The organism is Loktanella sp. IMCC34160 (assembly GCF_004145845.1).
In the GTDB taxonomy this organism is placed as follows: domain Bacteria; phylum Pseudomonadota; class Alphaproteobacteria; order Rhodobacterales; family Rhodobacteraceae; genus SELP01.
Genome location: NZ_SELP01000001.1, coordinates 487,782 through 503,983, shown reverse-complemented (window position 1 = coordinate 503,983; position 16,202 = coordinate 487,782). Strand labels below are relative to the sequence as shown.

Annotated in this window: 13 protein-coding genes; 5 read left to right on the top strand and 8 right to left on the bottom strand. The window is 65.4% G+C overall.

Annotation, left to right across the window (positions count from 1 at the left end; all coding sequences use genetic code 11):
* The first annotated feature begins 99 nt into the window (after positions 1–99).
* From polA to EU803_RS02465, 3 genes are read left to right on the top strand one after another with little or no spacing between them, the layout of a single operon-like run.
* Positions 100–2,919, top strand: a complete 2,820-nt coding sequence (gene polA / locus EU803_RS02475) for a DNA polymerase I (RefSeq protein ID WP_129679411.1) — start codon at positions 100–102, stop codon at positions 2,917–2,919.
* 2 nt (positions 2,920–2,921) lie between these two features.
* Positions 2,922–3,107, top strand: a complete 186-nt coding sequence (locus tag EU803_RS02470) for a hypothetical protein (RefSeq protein ID WP_129679409.1) — start codon at positions 2,922–2,924, stop codon at positions 3,105–3,107.
* Positions 3,108–3,701, top strand: coding sequence for a pseudouridine synthase (locus tag EU803_RS02465; RefSeq protein ID WP_129679407.1), 594 nt, complete (start codon positions 3,108–3,110; stop codon positions 3,699–3,701).
* A 174-nt stretch (positions 3,702–3,875) separates the two neighbouring features.
* Here EU803_RS02465 and EU803_RS02460 read toward each other — a convergent pair whose 3' ends face one another.
* The 8 genes from EU803_RS02460 to EU803_RS02425 form a co-directional block, all read right to left on the bottom strand.
* Positions 3,876–4,706: an alkaline phosphatase family protein gene (locus tag EU803_RS02460; protein ID WP_129679405.1), complete on the bottom strand. Its 831-nt coding sequence runs from the start codon at positions 4,704–4,706 to the stop codon at positions 3,876–3,878.
* 144 nt (positions 4,707–4,850) lie between these two features.
* Complete coding sequence (locus tag EU803_RS02455; RefSeq protein WP_129679402.1) at positions 4,851–6,851, bottom strand: CocE/NonD family hydrolase; 2,001 nt, start codon at positions 6,849–6,851, stop codon at positions 4,851–4,853.
* Between the two features lie 149 nt (positions 6,852–7,000).
* Entirely contained in the window at positions 7,001–7,474 is a 474-nt protein-coding gene (locus EU803_RS02450) for an Hsp20 family protein (RefSeq protein WP_129679400.1), read from the bottom strand.
* Positions 7,475–8,068: 594 nt separating this feature from the next.
* Complete coding sequence (locus tag EU803_RS02445; protein ID WP_129679398.1) at positions 8,069–8,869, bottom strand: trypsin-like serine protease; 801 nt, start codon at positions 8,867–8,869, stop codon at positions 8,069–8,071.
* A gap of 75 nt (positions 8,870–8,944) precedes the next feature.
* The gene (gene glcF / locus EU803_RS02440) at positions 8,945–10,267 is read right to left on the bottom strand and encodes a glycolate oxidase subunit GlcF (protein WP_129679396.1); all 1,323 of its coding nucleotides are present in this window, start codon (positions 10,265–10,267) and stop codon (positions 8,945–8,947) included.
* A gap of 11 nt (positions 10,268–10,278) precedes the next feature.
* On the bottom strand, positions 10,279–11,439 hold the full coding sequence (locus tag EU803_RS02435) for a hypothetical protein (protein ID WP_129679394.1): 1,161 nt from the start codon (positions 11,437–11,439) through the stop codon (positions 10,279–10,281).
* Positions 11,436–12,554, bottom strand: a complete 1,119-nt coding sequence (locus EU803_RS02430) for an FAD-binding protein (RefSeq protein WP_129679392.1) — start codon at positions 12,552–12,554, stop codon at positions 11,436–11,438. Before EU803_RS02430 ends, EU803_RS02435 begins: the two co-directional genes overlap by 4 nt.
* 72 nt (positions 12,555–12,626) lie before the next feature.
* Positions 12,627–14,066, bottom strand: a complete 1,440-nt coding sequence (locus EU803_RS02425) for an FAD-linked oxidase C-terminal domain-containing protein (RefSeq protein ID WP_129679390.1) — start codon at positions 14,064–14,066, stop codon at positions 12,627–12,629.
* A gap of 81 nt (positions 14,067–14,147) precedes the next feature.
* Here EU803_RS02425 and EU803_RS02420 point away from each other — a divergent pair, with 81 nt between their 5' ends.
* Positions 14,148–14,846 (top strand): DUF599 domain-containing protein, encoded by a 699-nt coding sequence (locus tag EU803_RS02420; RefSeq protein WP_129679388.1) that lies wholly within the window; start codon positions 14,148–14,150, stop codon positions 14,844–14,846.
* Positions 14,847–14,935: 89 nt separating this feature from the next.
* Complete coding sequence (locus tag EU803_RS02415) at positions 14,936–16,024, top strand: alpha/beta fold hydrolase (RefSeq protein ID WP_129679386.1); 1,089 nt, start codon at positions 14,936–14,938, stop codon at positions 16,022–16,024.
* Positions 16,025–16,202 lie beyond the last annotated feature (178 nt).

The following is a 16,202-nucleotide window of genomic DNA, read 5'->3' as shown; positions in this document are numbered from 1 at the left end:
GCAAGCGACCCGGCCTGAAAGGGCGACCGCCCCCACTTTATCCCCGCCCCGCTTCGTGCCACATAGTCAGGACCAGAAAACGCGCGGGGGAGACAGGCAATGGCATTCGGCAAGGGGCATCACCTTCACCTGATCGACGGGTCCGCCTTTATCTTTCGGGCCTACCATGCGCTGCCCCCCCTGACCCGCAAATCCGACGGCCTGCCGGTGGGCGCGGTATCGGGGTTCGTCAACATGCTGCAACGCTATGTGGACGGGAACACCGGGCCGGACGCGGCCACCCATGTCGCCGTGATCTTCGACTATTCGGGCAAGTCGTTCCGCAACGACATGTATGACCAATACAAGGCAAACCGCCCGCCCGCGCCCGAAGACCTGATCCCGCAATTCCCCCTGACCCGCGAGGCGACCCGCGCCTTCAACATCGCCTGCGAAGAGATCGAAGGCTATGAGGCCGACGACATCATCGCCACGCTGGCCTGTCAGGCCCGCGATGCCGGGGGCCGCGTCACCATCGTGTCGTCCGACAAGGACCTGATGCAGCTTGTCGGCGGCGGCGTCGAAATGCTCGACCCGATGAAGAACAAGCGGATCGACAGCGACGGCGTGGTCGAAAAGTTCGGCGTCGGACCAGAGCGTGTGGTCGATGTGCAGGCGCTGGCCGGCGACAGCGTGGACAACGTCCCCGGCGCGCCCGGCATCGGGATCAAGACTGCCGCCCTTCTGATCAACGAATTCGGCGATCTGGAAAGCCTGCTGGACCGCGCCGAGGAAATCAAACAGCCGAAACGCCGCCAGACCCTGATCGACAACCGCGCCCAGATCGAACTGTCCAAGCAGCTGGTTTCACTGGATTGCAACACGCCGCTTGATTTCACGCTCGACGATCTGGAGGTGCGCGACCCGGTGCCGGATATCCTTCTGGGTTTCCTGGCCGAAATGGAATTCCGCACGGTGACCAAGCGGGTCGCGGACAAGCTGGGCGTGGAACCGCCCGTCATCACCGACAAGACCCCGGAAGGGGCCGACCCGGTGGAGCCGGACGCCCCGGAACAGGTGCCCTTCGACGTCGACAGCTATGAATGCGTCAGCGATGCCGCCGCCCTGCAACGCTGGATCGACCGGATTCGCGCCCGTGGATATGTGGCGGTCGACACCGAAACCACCGGGCTTGATGAAATGCGGGTGGACCTTGTGGGCATCTCGCTTTGCGTCGATCCAGGGCAGGCCTGCTATATCCCGCTGATCCATAAATCCAGTGCCGCCGACGACCTGTTCGGCTCGGACGACCTCGCCCCCGGCCAGATGGGCGTGACCGAGGCGCTGGATCTGCTGCGACCGGTGCTTGAGGACGCATCGATCCTCAAGATCGGGCAGAACATGAAATACGACGCCAAGATTTTCGCCCGCTACGGCGTCACCGTCGCCCCCATCGACGACACGATGCTGATGTCCTACGCGATGAACGCGGGGCTGCACGGGCACGGAATGGACCTTTTGTCCGAACAATACCTTGGCCATGCCCCGATCGAGATCAAATCGCTTTTGGGCACCGGCAAATCGGCGATCACCTTTGACCGGGTGCCGGTCGCGGATGCGGTGAAATATGCGGCCGAGGATGCCGACATCACCCTGCGCCTGTGGGAACATCTGAAACCGCAATTGCACCTAAAGCAGGTGACGACGGTCTACGAGACGCTGGAACGCCCGCTGGTCCCGGTGCTGGCCCGGATGGAAATGGCGGGGATCAAGGTGGACCGGGATACCCTGTCGCGCATGTCGAACGCCTTTGCCCAGAAGATGGCCGGGCTGGAGGCCGATATCCACGCCCTTGCCGGCCGCCCGTTCAACGTGGGCTCTCCCAAACAGCTGGGCGAGATTCTGTTCGACGAATTGAACCTTGAAATGCCCGACGGAAAGAAGCCCGCGCGCGGCAAGACAGGGGCCTATTCCACCGGCGCGGATGTGCTGGAAGACCTTGCCACCATCCACGACCTGCCGCGCCGCATTCTGGACTGGCGGCAATTGGCCAAGCTGAAATCGACCTATACCGACGCGCTTCAGGACCACATCAACCCCGATACGGGGCGGGTTCATACCTCCTATTCCATCGCCGGGGCGAACACCGGGCGGCTGGCCTCGACCGATCCGAACCTGCAAAACATCCCGGTCCGGACCGAGGAAGGCCGCCGCATCCGCGAGGCCTTTGTTGCCGAGCCGGGCAAGGTTCTGGTCAGCCTTGACTATAGCCAGATCGAATTGCGCATCCTTGCCCATGTGGCCGGGATCGACGCTCTGAAACAAGCCTTTGCCGAGGGGCAGGACATTCACGCCGCGACCGCGTCTGAGATGTTCAACGTCCCGCTGGAGGAGATGACCCCGGACATTCGGCGGCAGGCCAAGGCGATCAACTTTGGCGTCATCTACGGAATCTCCGGCTTTGGCCTTGCCCGCAACCTGCGCATCCCGCGCGACGAGGCGCAGGGCTTCATCGACCGCTATTTCGAACGCTTCCCGGGCATCCGCGCCTATATGGATGACACCGTGGCCTTTGCGAAGGAACACGGCTACGTCCAGACCCTATTCGGCCGCAAGATCCACACGCCCGAGATCAACGCCAAAGGCCCCGGCGCGGGCTTTGCCAAACGCGCGGCGATCAACGCGCCGATTCAGGGGACTGCGGCGGATGTGATCCGGCGGGCCATGGTGCGGATGGATGGGGCAATTGCCGGGCTGCCTGCGAAGATGCTGTTACAGGTGCACGACGAATTGTTGTTCGAGGTCGAGGAAGACGCGACCGACGCCCTGATCGATCGCGCCCGCGAGGTCATGGAAGGGGCCGCCGAACCGGCGGTGAAACTGGCCGTGACCCTGAAGGCGGACGCCGGACAGGGGGCAAACTGGGCCGAGGCGCATTAGGGATGGCAAAGGACGATACAATTGCCAAACCGCCTTCGCAGTTCGTGTGGAAACGGGTCTCGACCGTCCTACTCTACGCCAAGCCGACCGCGGGTGGCGCGGAACGCGCCGCCGTCACGCCTTTGGCGTGCTACTCGCACGACGGGGGCGGTCGGCGCGTGGCCAATCTGGCGATTGGCCGGGGCTAAATGAGCCGCCCGCGCCCCCGCCCCCGTGGTCCCAAGGGTCCGACCCGGCTGATCGCTTTCAACAAGCCGATGAACGTGCTGTCGCAATTCACCGACGACGGCAACTGGCCCGGGCTTGGCCGCTGGCTCGACCTGCCGGGGATGTATCCGGCGGGCCGTCTGGACCGCGACAGCGAGGGGCTGCTGCTGCTGACCAATGACGGCATCCTTCAGGCGCGGATCACCGACCCGAAGGACAAGATGCCCAAGACCTATTTCGTCATGGTCGAAGGCACGCCGGATGCGGCGGCCCTCGACGCCCTGCGCAACGGGGTCGAGTTGAAAGACGGGATGACCCGCCCCGCGAAGGTGGATCAGGTCGAGGAACCCGGCTGGCTCTGGGACCGCGACCCGCCGGTTCGGTTCCGCAAATCGGTGCCGGATGCGTGGCTGCGGATCACCATCACCGAAGGCCGCAACCGGCAGGTCCGGCGCATGTGCGCCCATGTGGGCCTGCCCGTTCTGCGGCTGGTGCGCTGGTCGGTCGGGGCCTACACCGTCGAAGGGCTGCGGCCCGGCACATGGGCCGAGGTGGAACCGCCCGCCCGGCAGTAGCCCGCGCATTGCCTGCCCGTGGGGTGGCGAACGGCCCGTTTGGCCACGCACTTTATCGCGCCACATCCGAATGACGTCCGGCTTGGGCGGAACCTTTGCCAGATCGCCAGCCCGCCGTGACGGGCAGCCGATGCGCGGGCGGCCTTCGGCCGTGCTCCCGCGCCAACATGCGAACTAGGTCAGGAACGATCCCGCCATCATCGTCTCGGGCACCGTGACGCCCAGCCGGGTCAGGATCGCGGGGGCCAGCTGCAATTCGTCGATCACCACGTCCGGCGCCGGCCCTTCGCCCGCCCCAAAGTAGTAAAGCGCCACATCCTGCTGGTCCTCGCCCCGCCCGCCGTGGTGGCCCCGGTCCGACTGGCCATGGTCTGCGGTCACGATCACCTCGTATCCCGCCTGTCGCCAGCGGTGGATGAAGGGCGCCAGGACCCCGTCCAGCTTGAAACAGGCCGTGTCCATTTCCTTGCAGTCATGGCCAAACCGGTGCCCCATGCTGTCCAGAGTGCAGGTGTGAAGAATGCCGTAGTCGATCCCCTTCCCCTCGGCCAGACGGGTCAGCGTGCCGAACAGATCGTAATCCGCCGGGGTCATCTGGTTGTCATGCCCATAGCCATGCATGGTGTGAAACCGGCCATGGGTGATCGGCCCCTCGGGTTCGTCGTATTCGATATCCCGCACCACGTCGAAGGGGGCGCGGTTGAAGAACTCGGACCAGTAGGAATGGGTGACGGCCCCGGTCTTCAAACCGGCCCTGGTGGCCTCGGAAAACACATCCGGCAGGTCCAGCCGCCGGATATCGGCATTGTCCCAGATGTGATGCACCTGCGGCGGCACCCCGGTGTGGATCGAGGCATAGCAGGAGGCCGAGGTCGAGGGCAGCACCGACCGCATTTTCCAGACCCGCGCCTCGCCCGACTGGACCCAGCCTTCCAGATTGCCGAACAGGCGCCGCCAGTTGCGGTAGGGGACGCCGTCAAGGATGATCAAAAGCAGTTTGGGCATGTCTAGACCTACTCAATCACTAATCCTGCACCAGCCGACCGCGGGTGGCGCGGAACGCGCCGCCCATGGGGGCGGTCGGCGCGTGGCCAATCTTGCGATTGGCCGGAGCTACGAAGCCAATCATCTTTGCAGACTCCTTTCGCCTCACAAATGATTGCGCGGCACGGCATGGGTATAGTCGCGGTGGAACACGATCTCCTCGCCCTCCCAGGCGGTCAGCGTGGCGGTCATATGCAGCACCGCCGCATCCGCCCACATCTGGGTTTCCGCCACCGTCCGCACCGACCAGTCGCCGCGCGATAGCCGCTGTTCCCAGCGGATATCGGAGCGGGCCGACAGGGGATCGTCGGGGTGGATGGTCCAACGTTCGGTCAGGTCGTGGCCGGTCACCAGCCCATGGTCGAGGTTTTCCACATCGCTGCTGAAATCCTCGACAATCAGGGTGCGGGTGCCGGTCAGCATATCCTCTTCGATGCGGCGGGTGGCATGACCGTCCGAGACTGTCCGATGCGCCCAGGGCTTCGCGGTTTCCGGCGGTTCGAAATGGCATTCATCCGCCGCCGCGCCGGGATGGACCGGCAGGGTCAGGCTGCCCGCCGACAGGGTCAGCGCCGCATCATGGGCGGCGGGCCAGATGAAGGGCCAATAGGTGGTCGACAGGGCGATCCGCAGCCGATGCCCCGCGGCCAGCCGATAGCCGCATTGGTCAAGCACAAGGTCGACATCGACTTCTACCCCCGGCGTCAGGTCGGTCGGGTGCGCGCGGCTGTCCCGGTGGGTCAGGTTCAGCATCCCGTGGCAGATGCGGACCGAAGATCCATCCGGCGCCACGTCGCACAACCGGGCGACAAGATTGGCGCGCGGCGCGTCCGATGACAGGCGCAGCCGAAGGCGCGGCGCCCCCAGAAGGGCCAGCGGCGCATCCAAGGGGGCGGTGTCGAAACAGGTGGCCATCGCATCCTCGGGGGCCTGATCGGCGGGCATTTCCGCGTTCAGGCCCATCGGGAAAAACTCACCCGAATACAGCCCGTGATGCTGCGGCGTGTGAACCACGGCTGACAGTGGCCCCGCATCCCCGGTCAGGCCCGCGCCGGTCAGGTGCAGCACCCGGTCGTCGGTGCGCGGCGTGGGCCAGTCGGCCTCGGCCAACCAAGTGCCCTTGCGCGCAGGCGTCGACGAGTCCGGCGGTTCGCTGTCCAGCATATAGGCGCGATAGGCCGGGTCATCCTCGGCCCCGTTTTCGATGCCCTTCAACCAGCGGTCCCAGAACCGCAGCGCCTCCTGCAGGAAGCCGATCCGGGGGCCGGGGGTGGCGGTGTGCGGGTATTGGTGGACCCACGGCCCGACGATCCCCTTGGCCTGTCCCGGCAGGTTGGTCACCAGATGGCTGACCGTGTTCATATAGTTGTCGGCCCAGCCGCCGAAGGACAGGACCTTGGCGGTGATCCGGCTGTAATCCTCGCAGACCGACCCGTGCTGCCAATAGGCGTCGCGGGATTGATGCGCGGCCCAGACCGGGGCCAGAAACGGGTTCGCCTCCAGCCGGTCCAGCCACGTCTGCCGCCACCCCTGCCGCAGCGCCGGGTCCGGCGGGCGCGACGAATAGGACAGCATCACCGCGCCCCAGCCGATATTTTCGCCCAGCAGGCAGCCGCCCTTGAAATGCACATCGTCGGCATAGCGGTCCACGGTCGAACAGACCGAGATGACAGCCTTCAGCGCGGGCGGCTGCAGGAAGGCGGTCTGCAGGCAGTTGAAGCCGCCCCAGCTCTTGCCCATCATCCCCACCGCGCCGCTGCACCAGTCCTGCGCGGCCAGCCATGCGATCACATCGCAGGCATCCTGCAACTCGGTCTCGGTGTATTCGTCATGCATCAGACCGTCGCTGTCACCATTGCCGCGCATGTCCACCCGGACGGTGGCATAGCCGTGCCCGGCCCACCACGGATGCATCATCTCGTCCCGCGGCAGGGTGCCGTCCCGCTTGCGGTAAGGGATATATTCAAGGATCGCGGGAACCGGGTTTCGGCCCGCGTCCTCTGGCATCCAGACACGCGCCGACAGGGTGGTGCCGTCGGGCATGGGAATGGCCATGTCGGGGGTTTCGACAACGCGGTGCGGAAAATCGGTGCGAATAGCGGTCATGGCGGTCCCCATTACTCGTGGTCTTGCGGGACCCAGCCTAGGGGTGGCTGAAGCGGGAAGAAATCCCTGTTTGCGACATGCCGCAAAGAAAACGGGGGCCCGAAGGCCCCCGTCGTCCGGTCATCTGGGAGGGACCGGAGAAATTGGGATCAGTTCACCGCCTTGGCGTCGACCACGTCCTTTTCGATCGCCGGGGTCCGGGCAATGGCGATGCGGCGGGGTTTCAGCGCCTCGGGCACTTCGCGGACAAGGTCCACATGCAACATGCCGTTGTCGTGGCTGGCGCCGGTCACGCGCACATGGTCGGCAAGGTGGAAGCGGCGTTCGAAGGCGCGGGTGGCGATGCCGCGATGCAGGAAGGTGCGGCCCTCGTCGGCCTCATCCTCCGCCTTGCGGGCGGAAATTAGCAGGGCGTTTTCCCGCACCTCGACCGACAGGTCCGCATCCGAAAACCCGGCGACGGCGACAGAGATGCGCCAGCTGTCATCGGCGGTCTTTTCGATGTTGTAGGGCGGGTAGCTTTGGGTGCCGGCGTCGTTGGTCAGAACGCGGTCCATCAGGTCGGCGATCTGGTCGAAACCAACGGTGGCACGGTAAAGGGGGGCAAGATCAAAGGTACGCATGGGTCATCCTCCATTGAGCGATAACAAGGTTTGGTGCCTTCCCACAGGGACAGGCGATGAGGGTGCAAGGCCCGGATGTGGCGCCCTGCCCCCTTGATCTGGGAAGCAGTCCGAGACGTTTCAAGACCCCTACCGTCACGATGGACCAACCACGCCCTAACCCTTTGCCGCTAGACCTGTCCCCGGTTGACCCGCGCCTCTGACAAGGGGTGCGCCAAGGATATCCGAAGACTGGTTGCCGGCCCCCTCGGGGGGCGGGACAAGAGCGCGGAAACGGACCTGGGGGCGGACACCCCCACGGCAATCCTTTTTCCCATTCTCGCGGAAAACGGCCCCTGGCCCTGTACCCCGGCGCCCGCAAGGGCGACCCCGGGGCAAGGGCGCATGGTGGGTTGAAACCCACCTTACCCCGGGGGCACTTCGCCCCCCACCTGAAAACTCATGGCCCCCCGAGGATATTTTGAACCAAAAGAAAAATGGACGCTGAGTCCAGCCCCCCTTCTTTGGGTCAAAAATATCCCGGGGTGAATGGCCCGGAACGGGCCAGAGGGGCAGAGCCCCTGAACCGTAAGGTGGGTTTCAACCCACCGGCCCTCAGGGGCTGATGAAGCGGGCGCCGGTGTCGTTGCGCTGTCCGGGCACGAGGATCCGTTGCCCCGCCCCGCCGGGGCTTTCCTGCAACAAGAGCAGAAGGTCTTGCAAGGGCGCGTCCAATTGGACCCCAAGCGCCACCTTCCGGTCGTCCAGCATCGCCATGGCCGACACCACCGACACCACCTGCGCTACCCCGTCCTGGATCCGGAACACGGGCGAGCCGGACGCGCCCGGGTCCACGTCGCAGCTGAAAACCATCACCCCCTGCTGCTGCCCCAGCACCGTGCAGATGTTTTGCAGCGACGGCGCCTCGGACCGGTTTTCGGCATAGGACACAACCCCAACGGTTTCCCCGCCGCGCGGCTGCGGGGCCACCGGGAAGGGGATGATCCGCGACACGCGGACCGGCTGCGCCAGTTCCAGAAGCGCCAGATCCTGGGCGATCAGCCGCGGGTCGCTGCCGCGCCGGTCGTCGTGGATATAGTCCGGATGTGGCAGCACCCGCCGCACCTCGCGGTAGGCCTCGGCCCGGCCGCGCCGGAACCCGGCGAGGAAATGGAACCGCTCTGCCGCGATCACCCGGCCCGCCGGGTCATAGACGCAATGCGCCGCCGTCAGCACGATGTTTTCGCGGATCAGCGCGCCGGTGCAGAACCCTTTACCGTCGATGTCGATCCGGCCCACGGCCTCCCAGCCGCGGCCATCCTGCCCGGTGTCCAGCGATTGCAACGCGCCGTCCTGCGCGACCGCGCCCAGCGCCGCCCCGATCCACAGGGCCAAACCAAGGAAAATTAACCGCATCCTGCACCTCTCGCCGCCCGTCTAGCGCGGGCCTGCGGCAAGATTAGGGCATGACGCTGGCACAGCCAAGCTGGTTCAGCGCAGGATCGGCACCTCGGGGGCGCGTTTGCCCGGCGCGGTCAGCGCGGGCGGCTGCGGCCCGCCCGTCGCCCAGTCCAGAAGCTCCACCGTATGCACGATCGGCACCTCTGTCCCTGACCCGATCTGCATCATGCAGCCGATATTCCCGGCCGAGATGATATCGGGGGTCAGCGCCTCGAGCGTCCTGACCTTGCGCGCCTTCAACTGCCCCGAAATCTCGGGCTGCATCAGGTTGTAGGTGCCCGCCGATCCGCAGCATAGATGCGGGTCCGCCGGTTCCAGCACCGTGAACCCCGCCTTGCGCAACAGCGCCTTGGGCGCGTCCTTGATCTTTTGCCCGTGCTGCAGCGAACAGGCGGCGTGATAGGCGACCTTCAGCCCCTTGTCCGCCCCCTCGGGGATGTCGATCTTTTGCAGGATCTCGGACAAGTCCATGGCGATGGCCGACACCCGCGCGGCATCACCCGCCAGCGGGTCATTGCGGAACATATGGCCATAGTCCTTGACCGTGGTGCCGCAGCCGCTGGTGTTGATGACAATCGCATCCAGCCCGGCACCGTCCATCTCGGCCGCCCAGGCGCGGATGTTTTTGGCCGCCGTGGCGTGGCTTTCGCCCTCCTTGCCCATGTGGTGCGTCAGCGCCCCACAACAGCCCGCGCCCTTGGCCACCACCACCTCGCAGCCCAGCCGGGTCAGCAGGCGGATGGTGGCATCGTTGATATCGGTGTTCAGCGCCTTCTGGGCACAGCCCGTCATCAGCGCGACCCGCATCCGGCGCGGGCCCTTTGGCGCGAAACTTTGCGGGTCGTCGTTGCGGCTGACCGGGGGGATCTGTTTCGGCGCCATGGAAATCATCGCCCGCAGCCGGGGATCGGGCAGGAACCGGGCAAAGGGCCGGCCCAACTTCGCCCCGAGAAGGGCCAGCCGGAACCGCCCGGGATAGGGCAGGATACGCGCCAGAAGCCAGCGCAGCGCCCGGTCGCCCAAAGGCCGCTTGTAGCGCTGTTCAATATAGGCGCGGGCATGGTCCACGAGATGCATGTAGTGCACCCCCGACGGGCAGGTGGTCATGCAGGCCAGGCAGGACAGGCAGCGGTCGATATGCCTGACGGTCTTCGCGTCGGGAACCCGTTCGTTTTCCAGCATGTCCTTGATCAGGTAGATCCGGCCGCGCGGGCTGTCCAATTCGTCGCCCAGAACTTGATAGGTCGGACAGGTCGCCGTGCAGAACCCGCAATGAACGCAGGCCCGCAAAATCTGGTTGGCCCGCGCCGTCCCGGGGTCTTTCAACTGGTCTTCGGTGAATGTGGTCTGCATCGCGCGGCCCCCTAGTGCGTCCTTGTCGAGCCAGTGCTCGAGAACCCGACCCTCCGTTCTCGCAAACCAAGATCCAGAAACCGCAGGTCAGAACGCGGTAAAAGCCTCATCTTTTCAACGGATTGCTCAATCAAAGCCAGTCCCAACTCGATATCTGTCAATGCCAGGTCCAGATAAGAGAAGAATTCACCTTGGCCCGTACAGGCCACACCACCGACCCCTGCAGTTTCCAACACGTGCTGCAGCTGTTCTTCCAACTCACGACGCTGTTGTAGGAACAAAGAAGGATCTTGGTCGTCGCGCGCGATCCGGAGCAGACAGAACCATTCACAAAACCGCGAATGTGTCGCCGATGCAAATGGTCCATCGGATAGGATCGCTTCGACCAGCCGGGCATCGCATGCCGTCATCGTCAGCAGGTCGCTTCGCGGATGGCTGGGGGGCATACCATCTGCCCTCCAAAGGTGCTGTTCGTCGCCGTCCGTTCTTCCCGCTGAATATGGTTTCGAAGGCGCTTGCTCTTGCGACAATCTCACCGCGCCACGGAATCTGTCCCGAAACTCATCGGGCAACAGCGCAGGTGCGGCTTTGAAACGCGCCAGCAGACCCTTCTTTCTTGGCCTCACATGGACCGGACCCAGCCACTGCCGCTCGGCCCATTCCCCCATGAGGTCGCTGACCAATGCCGCAGCGTGCGTTTTCAGCACATCATCTGGCCCATCACCGGAAACCTCGATGCCAATCCGCCCGTCCTTCCCTGGGCTGAACACTGCCTCAGAGATCAAGGGCATGGAACCGAAACGGGCTTCGAAATTTCTCTTAAAGTGTTCCAATGACACTTGCTCGGGCCGGGCATCCATGAAGGTCCAGCCAGAAATGTCTGGAGCCCGGCGGACAATGGCCCTCGCCGGTACAAGCATCGCGTCATTAAACTCCGCCGTAATCGACAGACGGTGCCCATCCGGGGCCGAACCGAATTCCCACATCAGATCAGAATGCACATAGCCAAGCGCTGACATGGTATTGCTCACCACCTCCAGATCTTGGCCCGACTGCCCCCGAAACACAGCATCGAGCGTCGCCGCACTAGCTTCAAACTGTTCCCAGAATCTGTCAATTGCCGATGCCTCGGACCGGGATATTCGATCAGCCAGATAGTCGTAAGGTGTCATAGCATCAGTCTCGGATTTAGAACTTCTTTGGGGTCGAACCTCTTGCGCAGCCCTTCGGACAGGGCGGCGACGGGCGCGGGGTCGGGGTGGAAGGGGGCGATGGCGGCGCGGGTCTCGGCGCTGGCGCGGATCAGGGTTGCGTGCCCCCCGAATGCGCCAAGACGCGCCCGCAGGTCGGTGCCCTCGGCCAGCCGCAGCCAGACCAGCCCGCCGCCCCAGTCATAAAGCACCTGTTCCGCCCCGGCCCGGGCGACGATCCCCGGCGCGTCCGAGGGTTTGACCGACAGCCGCCAGACATCGCCGGGCTGACCGGCCATGGTCTGCACGTCGCGGATCTCGCGCCAGCGGGCACGGACGCCTTCGACATCGTCACTGACATTGGCCGCACCGAAGGGCGCCAGCAGCTCCGACAGCCGCCCGGCCCGATAGGCCACCGATGTGGCAAAGCCCTCGACCCGGATCAGGGTTTCGCCCGCCGCCGGGTCATGGGCCACGCCGGACACGTCAAAGGGCGATCCCAGCGCCGCCGCCATCGCCCGCACTGCCGTGGCATCGTCAAGACCCGTCAGGCTCAGGGTCGCGGCCGCACCGGGGCGGGGCAGCACCTTCAGGCTGACCTCGGTCATCACGCCAAGGGTGCCCCAACTGCCGGTCATCAATTTCACAAGGTCATAGCCAGTGACGTTCTTCATCACCCGGCCGCCGTTCTTCAGGATGCGGCCCGCCCCATCCACAAAGCGGACGCCCAGCATGTAGTCCCGCGCCGCCCCTGCCTGCACCCGGCGCGGCCCGCTGATATTGCCCGCGATCACCCCGCCGATGGTCGGCGTGCCAGAGGTGCCCAGCAGCGGACGATGGTCCATCGGTTCGAACGGCAGGCGCTGGTTCTCGGCCCAAAGCGCGGCTTCGATCTGGTCCAGCGGCGTGCCCGCGCGGACCACCATGGTCAGGGCGCCGGGTTCATAAAGGGTGATCCCCGACAGGCCCGCCACCGACAGGGGTGTGCCCTGAACCGGGCGACCGATGGGCCGGGTGCCGCCACCCAGAATACGGAACGGGCCCTCGGCCCCGGCGATGATCCCGGAAAGCTCTTCCTCGGTCGTGGGGCTGGGCACTGGTCTTGTCCTTCTTTGGGTTTCAAATATCCCGGGGGGAGGCCGCGGCACGCGGGCGGGGGGCAGCGCCCCCTATTCTGCCGCCACCCGGCGCGACGCGCTGTCGTCCAGTGGAAACACCTTGGCCGGGTTCAAGAGCCAGCCCGGGTCGAACACATCCTTGACGGCCATCTGCACCTCCAGATCCTCGGGTGCGTATTGCACGCGCATCAGGTCGCGCTTTTCGATCCCGACCCCGTGTTCGCCGGTCAGGCAGCCGCCCACCTCGACACAGAGCTTCAGGATATCGGCGCCGAAGGCCTCGCATTTCTCCAGATCGCCGGGCGTGTTGGCGTTATAGAGGATCAGCGGATGCATATTGCCGTCGCCCGCGTGGAACACATTGCCGACGCCAAGCCCGTATTCCTTGGACATCTCGCCGATCCGGCGCAGCACATAGGGCAGTTCGCTGACCGGGATCGTGCCATCAAGGCACATGTAATCGTTGATCTGCCCCATCGCGCCAAAGGCGGATTTCCGGCCCAGCCAGATGCGGGCGGCCTCGTCGGCGCTGGTCGCCTCGCGCAGTTCGACCGGGTTGTGTGCCTGTGCGATCCCCTTGATCAACTCCAACTGCTCGGCAATCTCGGCGTCCGACCCTTCGACCTCGATGATCAAAAGCGCCTCGCACTGCGGATAGCCCGCCTTGGCGAAATCCTCGGTCGCTTCGATGCAGGGTCGGTCCATGAATTCGATCGCCACCGGCAGGACGCCCGCCCTGATGATGTCCGACACGCATTGGCCCGCCACCTCGTTGCTGTCAAAGCCGACCAGAACCGGCCGCGCCCCTTCGGGTTTCGGCAGGATCCGCAGGGTCGCCTCGGTCACCACGCCCAATTGCCCCTCGGACCCGCAGATCAGCCCCAGAAGGTCCAGCCCCCCGGCATCCATATGCGCGCCGCCAAGATCCACCACCGTGCCGTCCATCATCACCATCCGCACGCCCAGAAGGTTATTGGTGGTGACCCCGTATTTCAGGCAATGCGCCCCGCCCGAATTCATCGCGATATTGCCCGCGATGGCGCAGGCCAGCTGCGACGACGGGTCGGGGGCGTAGAAGAACCCATCCGCCTCGACCGCGCCGGTCACCGACAGGTTGGTCCGGCCGGTCTGCACCCGGATGAACCGGTTGTCATAGTCGGTTTCCAGAACCGCGTTCAGCCGCGCCACCCCAAGGATCACGCTGTCGGCGGTGGGCAGCGCCCCCCCGGCCAGCGATGTCCCGGACCCGCGCGGCACTACCGGCACCCCGGCCTCGTTACAGATCTTCAGGACGGCGGCGACCTCTTCGGTCGTGGCGGGCAGAACCGCGCAGAGGGGCGGGCAGCGATAGGCCGACAGCGCGTCGCATTCATAGGCCCGCGTCTCGGACGGGTCGTCGATCACCGCGCCCTCGGGCAGGACCGCCCGCAGGCGGGCCACGATCCGCGCCTTGTCTGACAGGACGCGCGCATTCGGAACCGGCATTTTCATGGCAAACCCTCCGCTTTGGTAAAAATATATTACCAATTTCCGGATATGGCAAGTCGAAGTGGTTCATCTTATGGTCGCCCCATGTCGCTGCTGGATCACCTGACGCTGCTCACCCCGCTGGATGGCCTTGCCGCCCTGTTCCTGCTGCTGTGCTGGGTCGGCATCGGCTGGCGGATCGAACACCCATCGGCGGCGAAGCCTTCGGTCACGCTGCTGATGGCGCGGTATCAGACGGATTGGATGGTGGCGGCAATCACCCGCGAAAACCGGATTGTCGATGCCACGCTTTTGTCCACCCTGCGGCTGGGCACATCGTTCTTTGCCTCGACTTGCCTCCTGGCCATTGGCGGCCTTCTGGCCCTTGTGGGCAACACCCAGCCGCTGGAAACCGTCGCCGAGGAGCTGACCGCCACCGATGCCCCAGCCTTTGTCTGGCAAATCAAGCTGTTGCTGGTGGTTCTGCTTCTGGCGCAGGCCTTCCTGAAATTCGTCTGGTCGCACCGGATTTACGGCTATGGCACGGTCCTCCTGGGGGCGATCCCCAACGATCCCTCCGACCCGCTGACCAAGACCCGCGCCGAACAGGCAGGCGCACTGAATATCCGCGCCGCGCTGAACTTCACCCGCGGGCTGCGGGCGATGTATTTCGCGCTTGGCGGGCTGGCCTGGCTTCTGGGCGCGGTGCCACTGATCGTGGCCAGCGCGGGGGTCTGCTGGCTCTTGTGGTCGCGCGAATTCGCCTCGACCCCGCGCGGGATTCTGACCCGTCTGGACGGCTGACCTACCCGGCCCCTGCCCCCCCTGCGATTTCCCGCTGCCCGTCCTTGTTTCCCCTTCCGGCGCATCTGCCGCCCCTGTATGAAGCGCCCATGACCAACACCGTGCCCCATCTGACTCGTCGTGCCGTCCTTCTGGGCGGGGTAAGCCTTGTCGCGGCCTGCGCCCCGCGCGGCCAGATCACCGTCCTGCCTGCCCTTGAGACGGCGGACAAGGTGGATGTGCTTGTCGCCACCAACCGCGCCCCGGTCGAGACCCGCGCCCTGTTTTCCGGCAACCGGTCGACCGTGACCCATTACGCCGAGATCACTGTCTCGGTCCCGCCACGGCACCGCACCGGCGAGGTCGAAATTCACCGCCGCCGCGCCGACGCGCGCAAACATTTCGGCATCACCGGGGCCGAACGGCTGTCCGACGCCCGCGCCTTTGGCGCGCGTGTCGCCCGCCGCACCCTTGACCTGCCCGCCGGTCAGCGCGAGGCCGTGGTTTACGTCCATGGCTTCAACACAAATTTCCCCGAAGCCCTGTATCGTCTTGGCCAGATGGTCCACGACTTCGGCGTCGAAGGGGTGCCGGTGCTGTTCAGCTGGCCCTCTGGTGGCGAGGCGGGCGACTATCTTTATGACCGGGATTCAGTGCTCTTTGCCCGCGACAGCCTTGAGGAACTTCTGACCCAGCTGGACCAAAGCCAGGTGAACCGCATCACCCTGATCGGTCATTCCATGGGATCGCAGCTGATCATGGAGACCCTGCGCCAGCGCGCGATCCGGCGGCAGGGCCTGTGGTCCAAGCTGACCGGGGTGATCCTTGTCGCCCCCGATATCGACGTGGACCTGTTCACCCGTCAGGCGCTGGAGATCGGCACCCTGCCGCAGCCCTTCATCGTCATGACCTCGGACAAGGACCGCGCCTTGCAACTGTCGGAATGGGTCAGCTCCAGCCGCGCCCGTCTGGGCACCGTCACCAGCAGCGCCGCCGTGGCCGCCCTGCCGGTCACCGTGATCGACACCTCAAGCGAGGCGGACCGCTTTGGCGGCAACCATTCGACCGGCCTGTCGTCGCCCGCGATGATCGCCCTGATCCGCGGTCTGCGCGAGAATGAGATCACCGAAAGCCCCCTGCCCGGGGGCGGGGGCGGCGTCGCCCTGCCCGCGATCCTGTCCGGCAACAACCCGAACTAGGCGACCAAGGGCGGCCCGTCCTGAAGGGACTTGAGAGCCAGCTTTCGCCGGGGCGTTTGCGGCCCGGCATGCGCCCGCCCGCCCCATGGCGGGCGCATTCGCGCCCACCCGTGCGGCCGCATGCCTTCTGTCATGTCTCCCCCCCTCACCCTGCAAAATATTTTCCACCGCCCCCAAG

Excerpts from the sequence above, each read along its gene's own strand:
- polA (WP_129679411.1), top strand. The coding sequence starts at position 100 with ATGGCATTCGGCAAGGGGCATCACCTTCACCTGATCGACGGGTCCGCC.
- glcF (WP_129679396.1), bottom strand. The coding sequence starts at position 10,267 with ATGCAGACCACATTCACCGAAGACCAGTTGAAAGACCCCGGGACGGCG.
- EU803_RS02465 (WP_129679407.1), top strand. The coding sequence starts at position 3,108 with ATGAGCCGCCCGCGCCCCCGCCCCCGTGGTCCCAAGGGTCCGACCCGG.
- EU803_RS02470 (WP_129679409.1), top strand. The coding sequence starts at position 2,922 with ATGGCAAAGGACGATACAATTGCCAAACCGCCTTCGCAGTTCGTGTGG.
- EU803_RS02435 (WP_129679394.1), bottom strand. The coding sequence starts at position 11,439 with ATGACACCTTACGACTATCTGGCTGATCGAATATCCCGGTCCGAGGCA.
- EU803_RS02445 (WP_129679398.1), bottom strand. The coding sequence starts at position 8,869 with ATGCGGTTAATTTTCCTTGGTTTGGCCCTGTGGATCGGGGCGGCGCTG.
- EU803_RS02455 (WP_129679402.1), bottom strand. The coding sequence starts at position 6,851 with ATGACCGCTATTCGCACCGATTTTCCGCACCGCGTTGTCGAAACCCCC.
- EU803_RS02450 (WP_129679400.1), bottom strand. The coding sequence starts at position 7,474 with ATGCGTACCTTTGATCTTGCCCCCCTTTACCGTGCCACCGTTGGTTTC.
- EU803_RS02460 (WP_129679405.1), bottom strand. The coding sequence starts at position 4,706 with ATGCCCAAACTGCTTTTGATCATCCTTGACGGCGTCCCCTACCGCAAC.
- EU803_RS02425 (WP_129679390.1), bottom strand. The coding sequence starts at position 14,066 with ATGAAAATGCCGGTTCCGAATGCGCGCGTCCTGTCAGACAAGGCGCGG.
- EU803_RS02420 (WP_129679388.1), top strand. The coding sequence starts at position 14,148 with ATGTCGCTGCTGGATCACCTGACGCTGCTCACCCCGCTGGATGGCCTT.
- EU803_RS02415 (WP_129679386.1), top strand. The coding sequence starts at position 14,936 with ATGACCAACACCGTGCCCCATCTGACTCGTCGTGCCGTCCTTCTGGGC.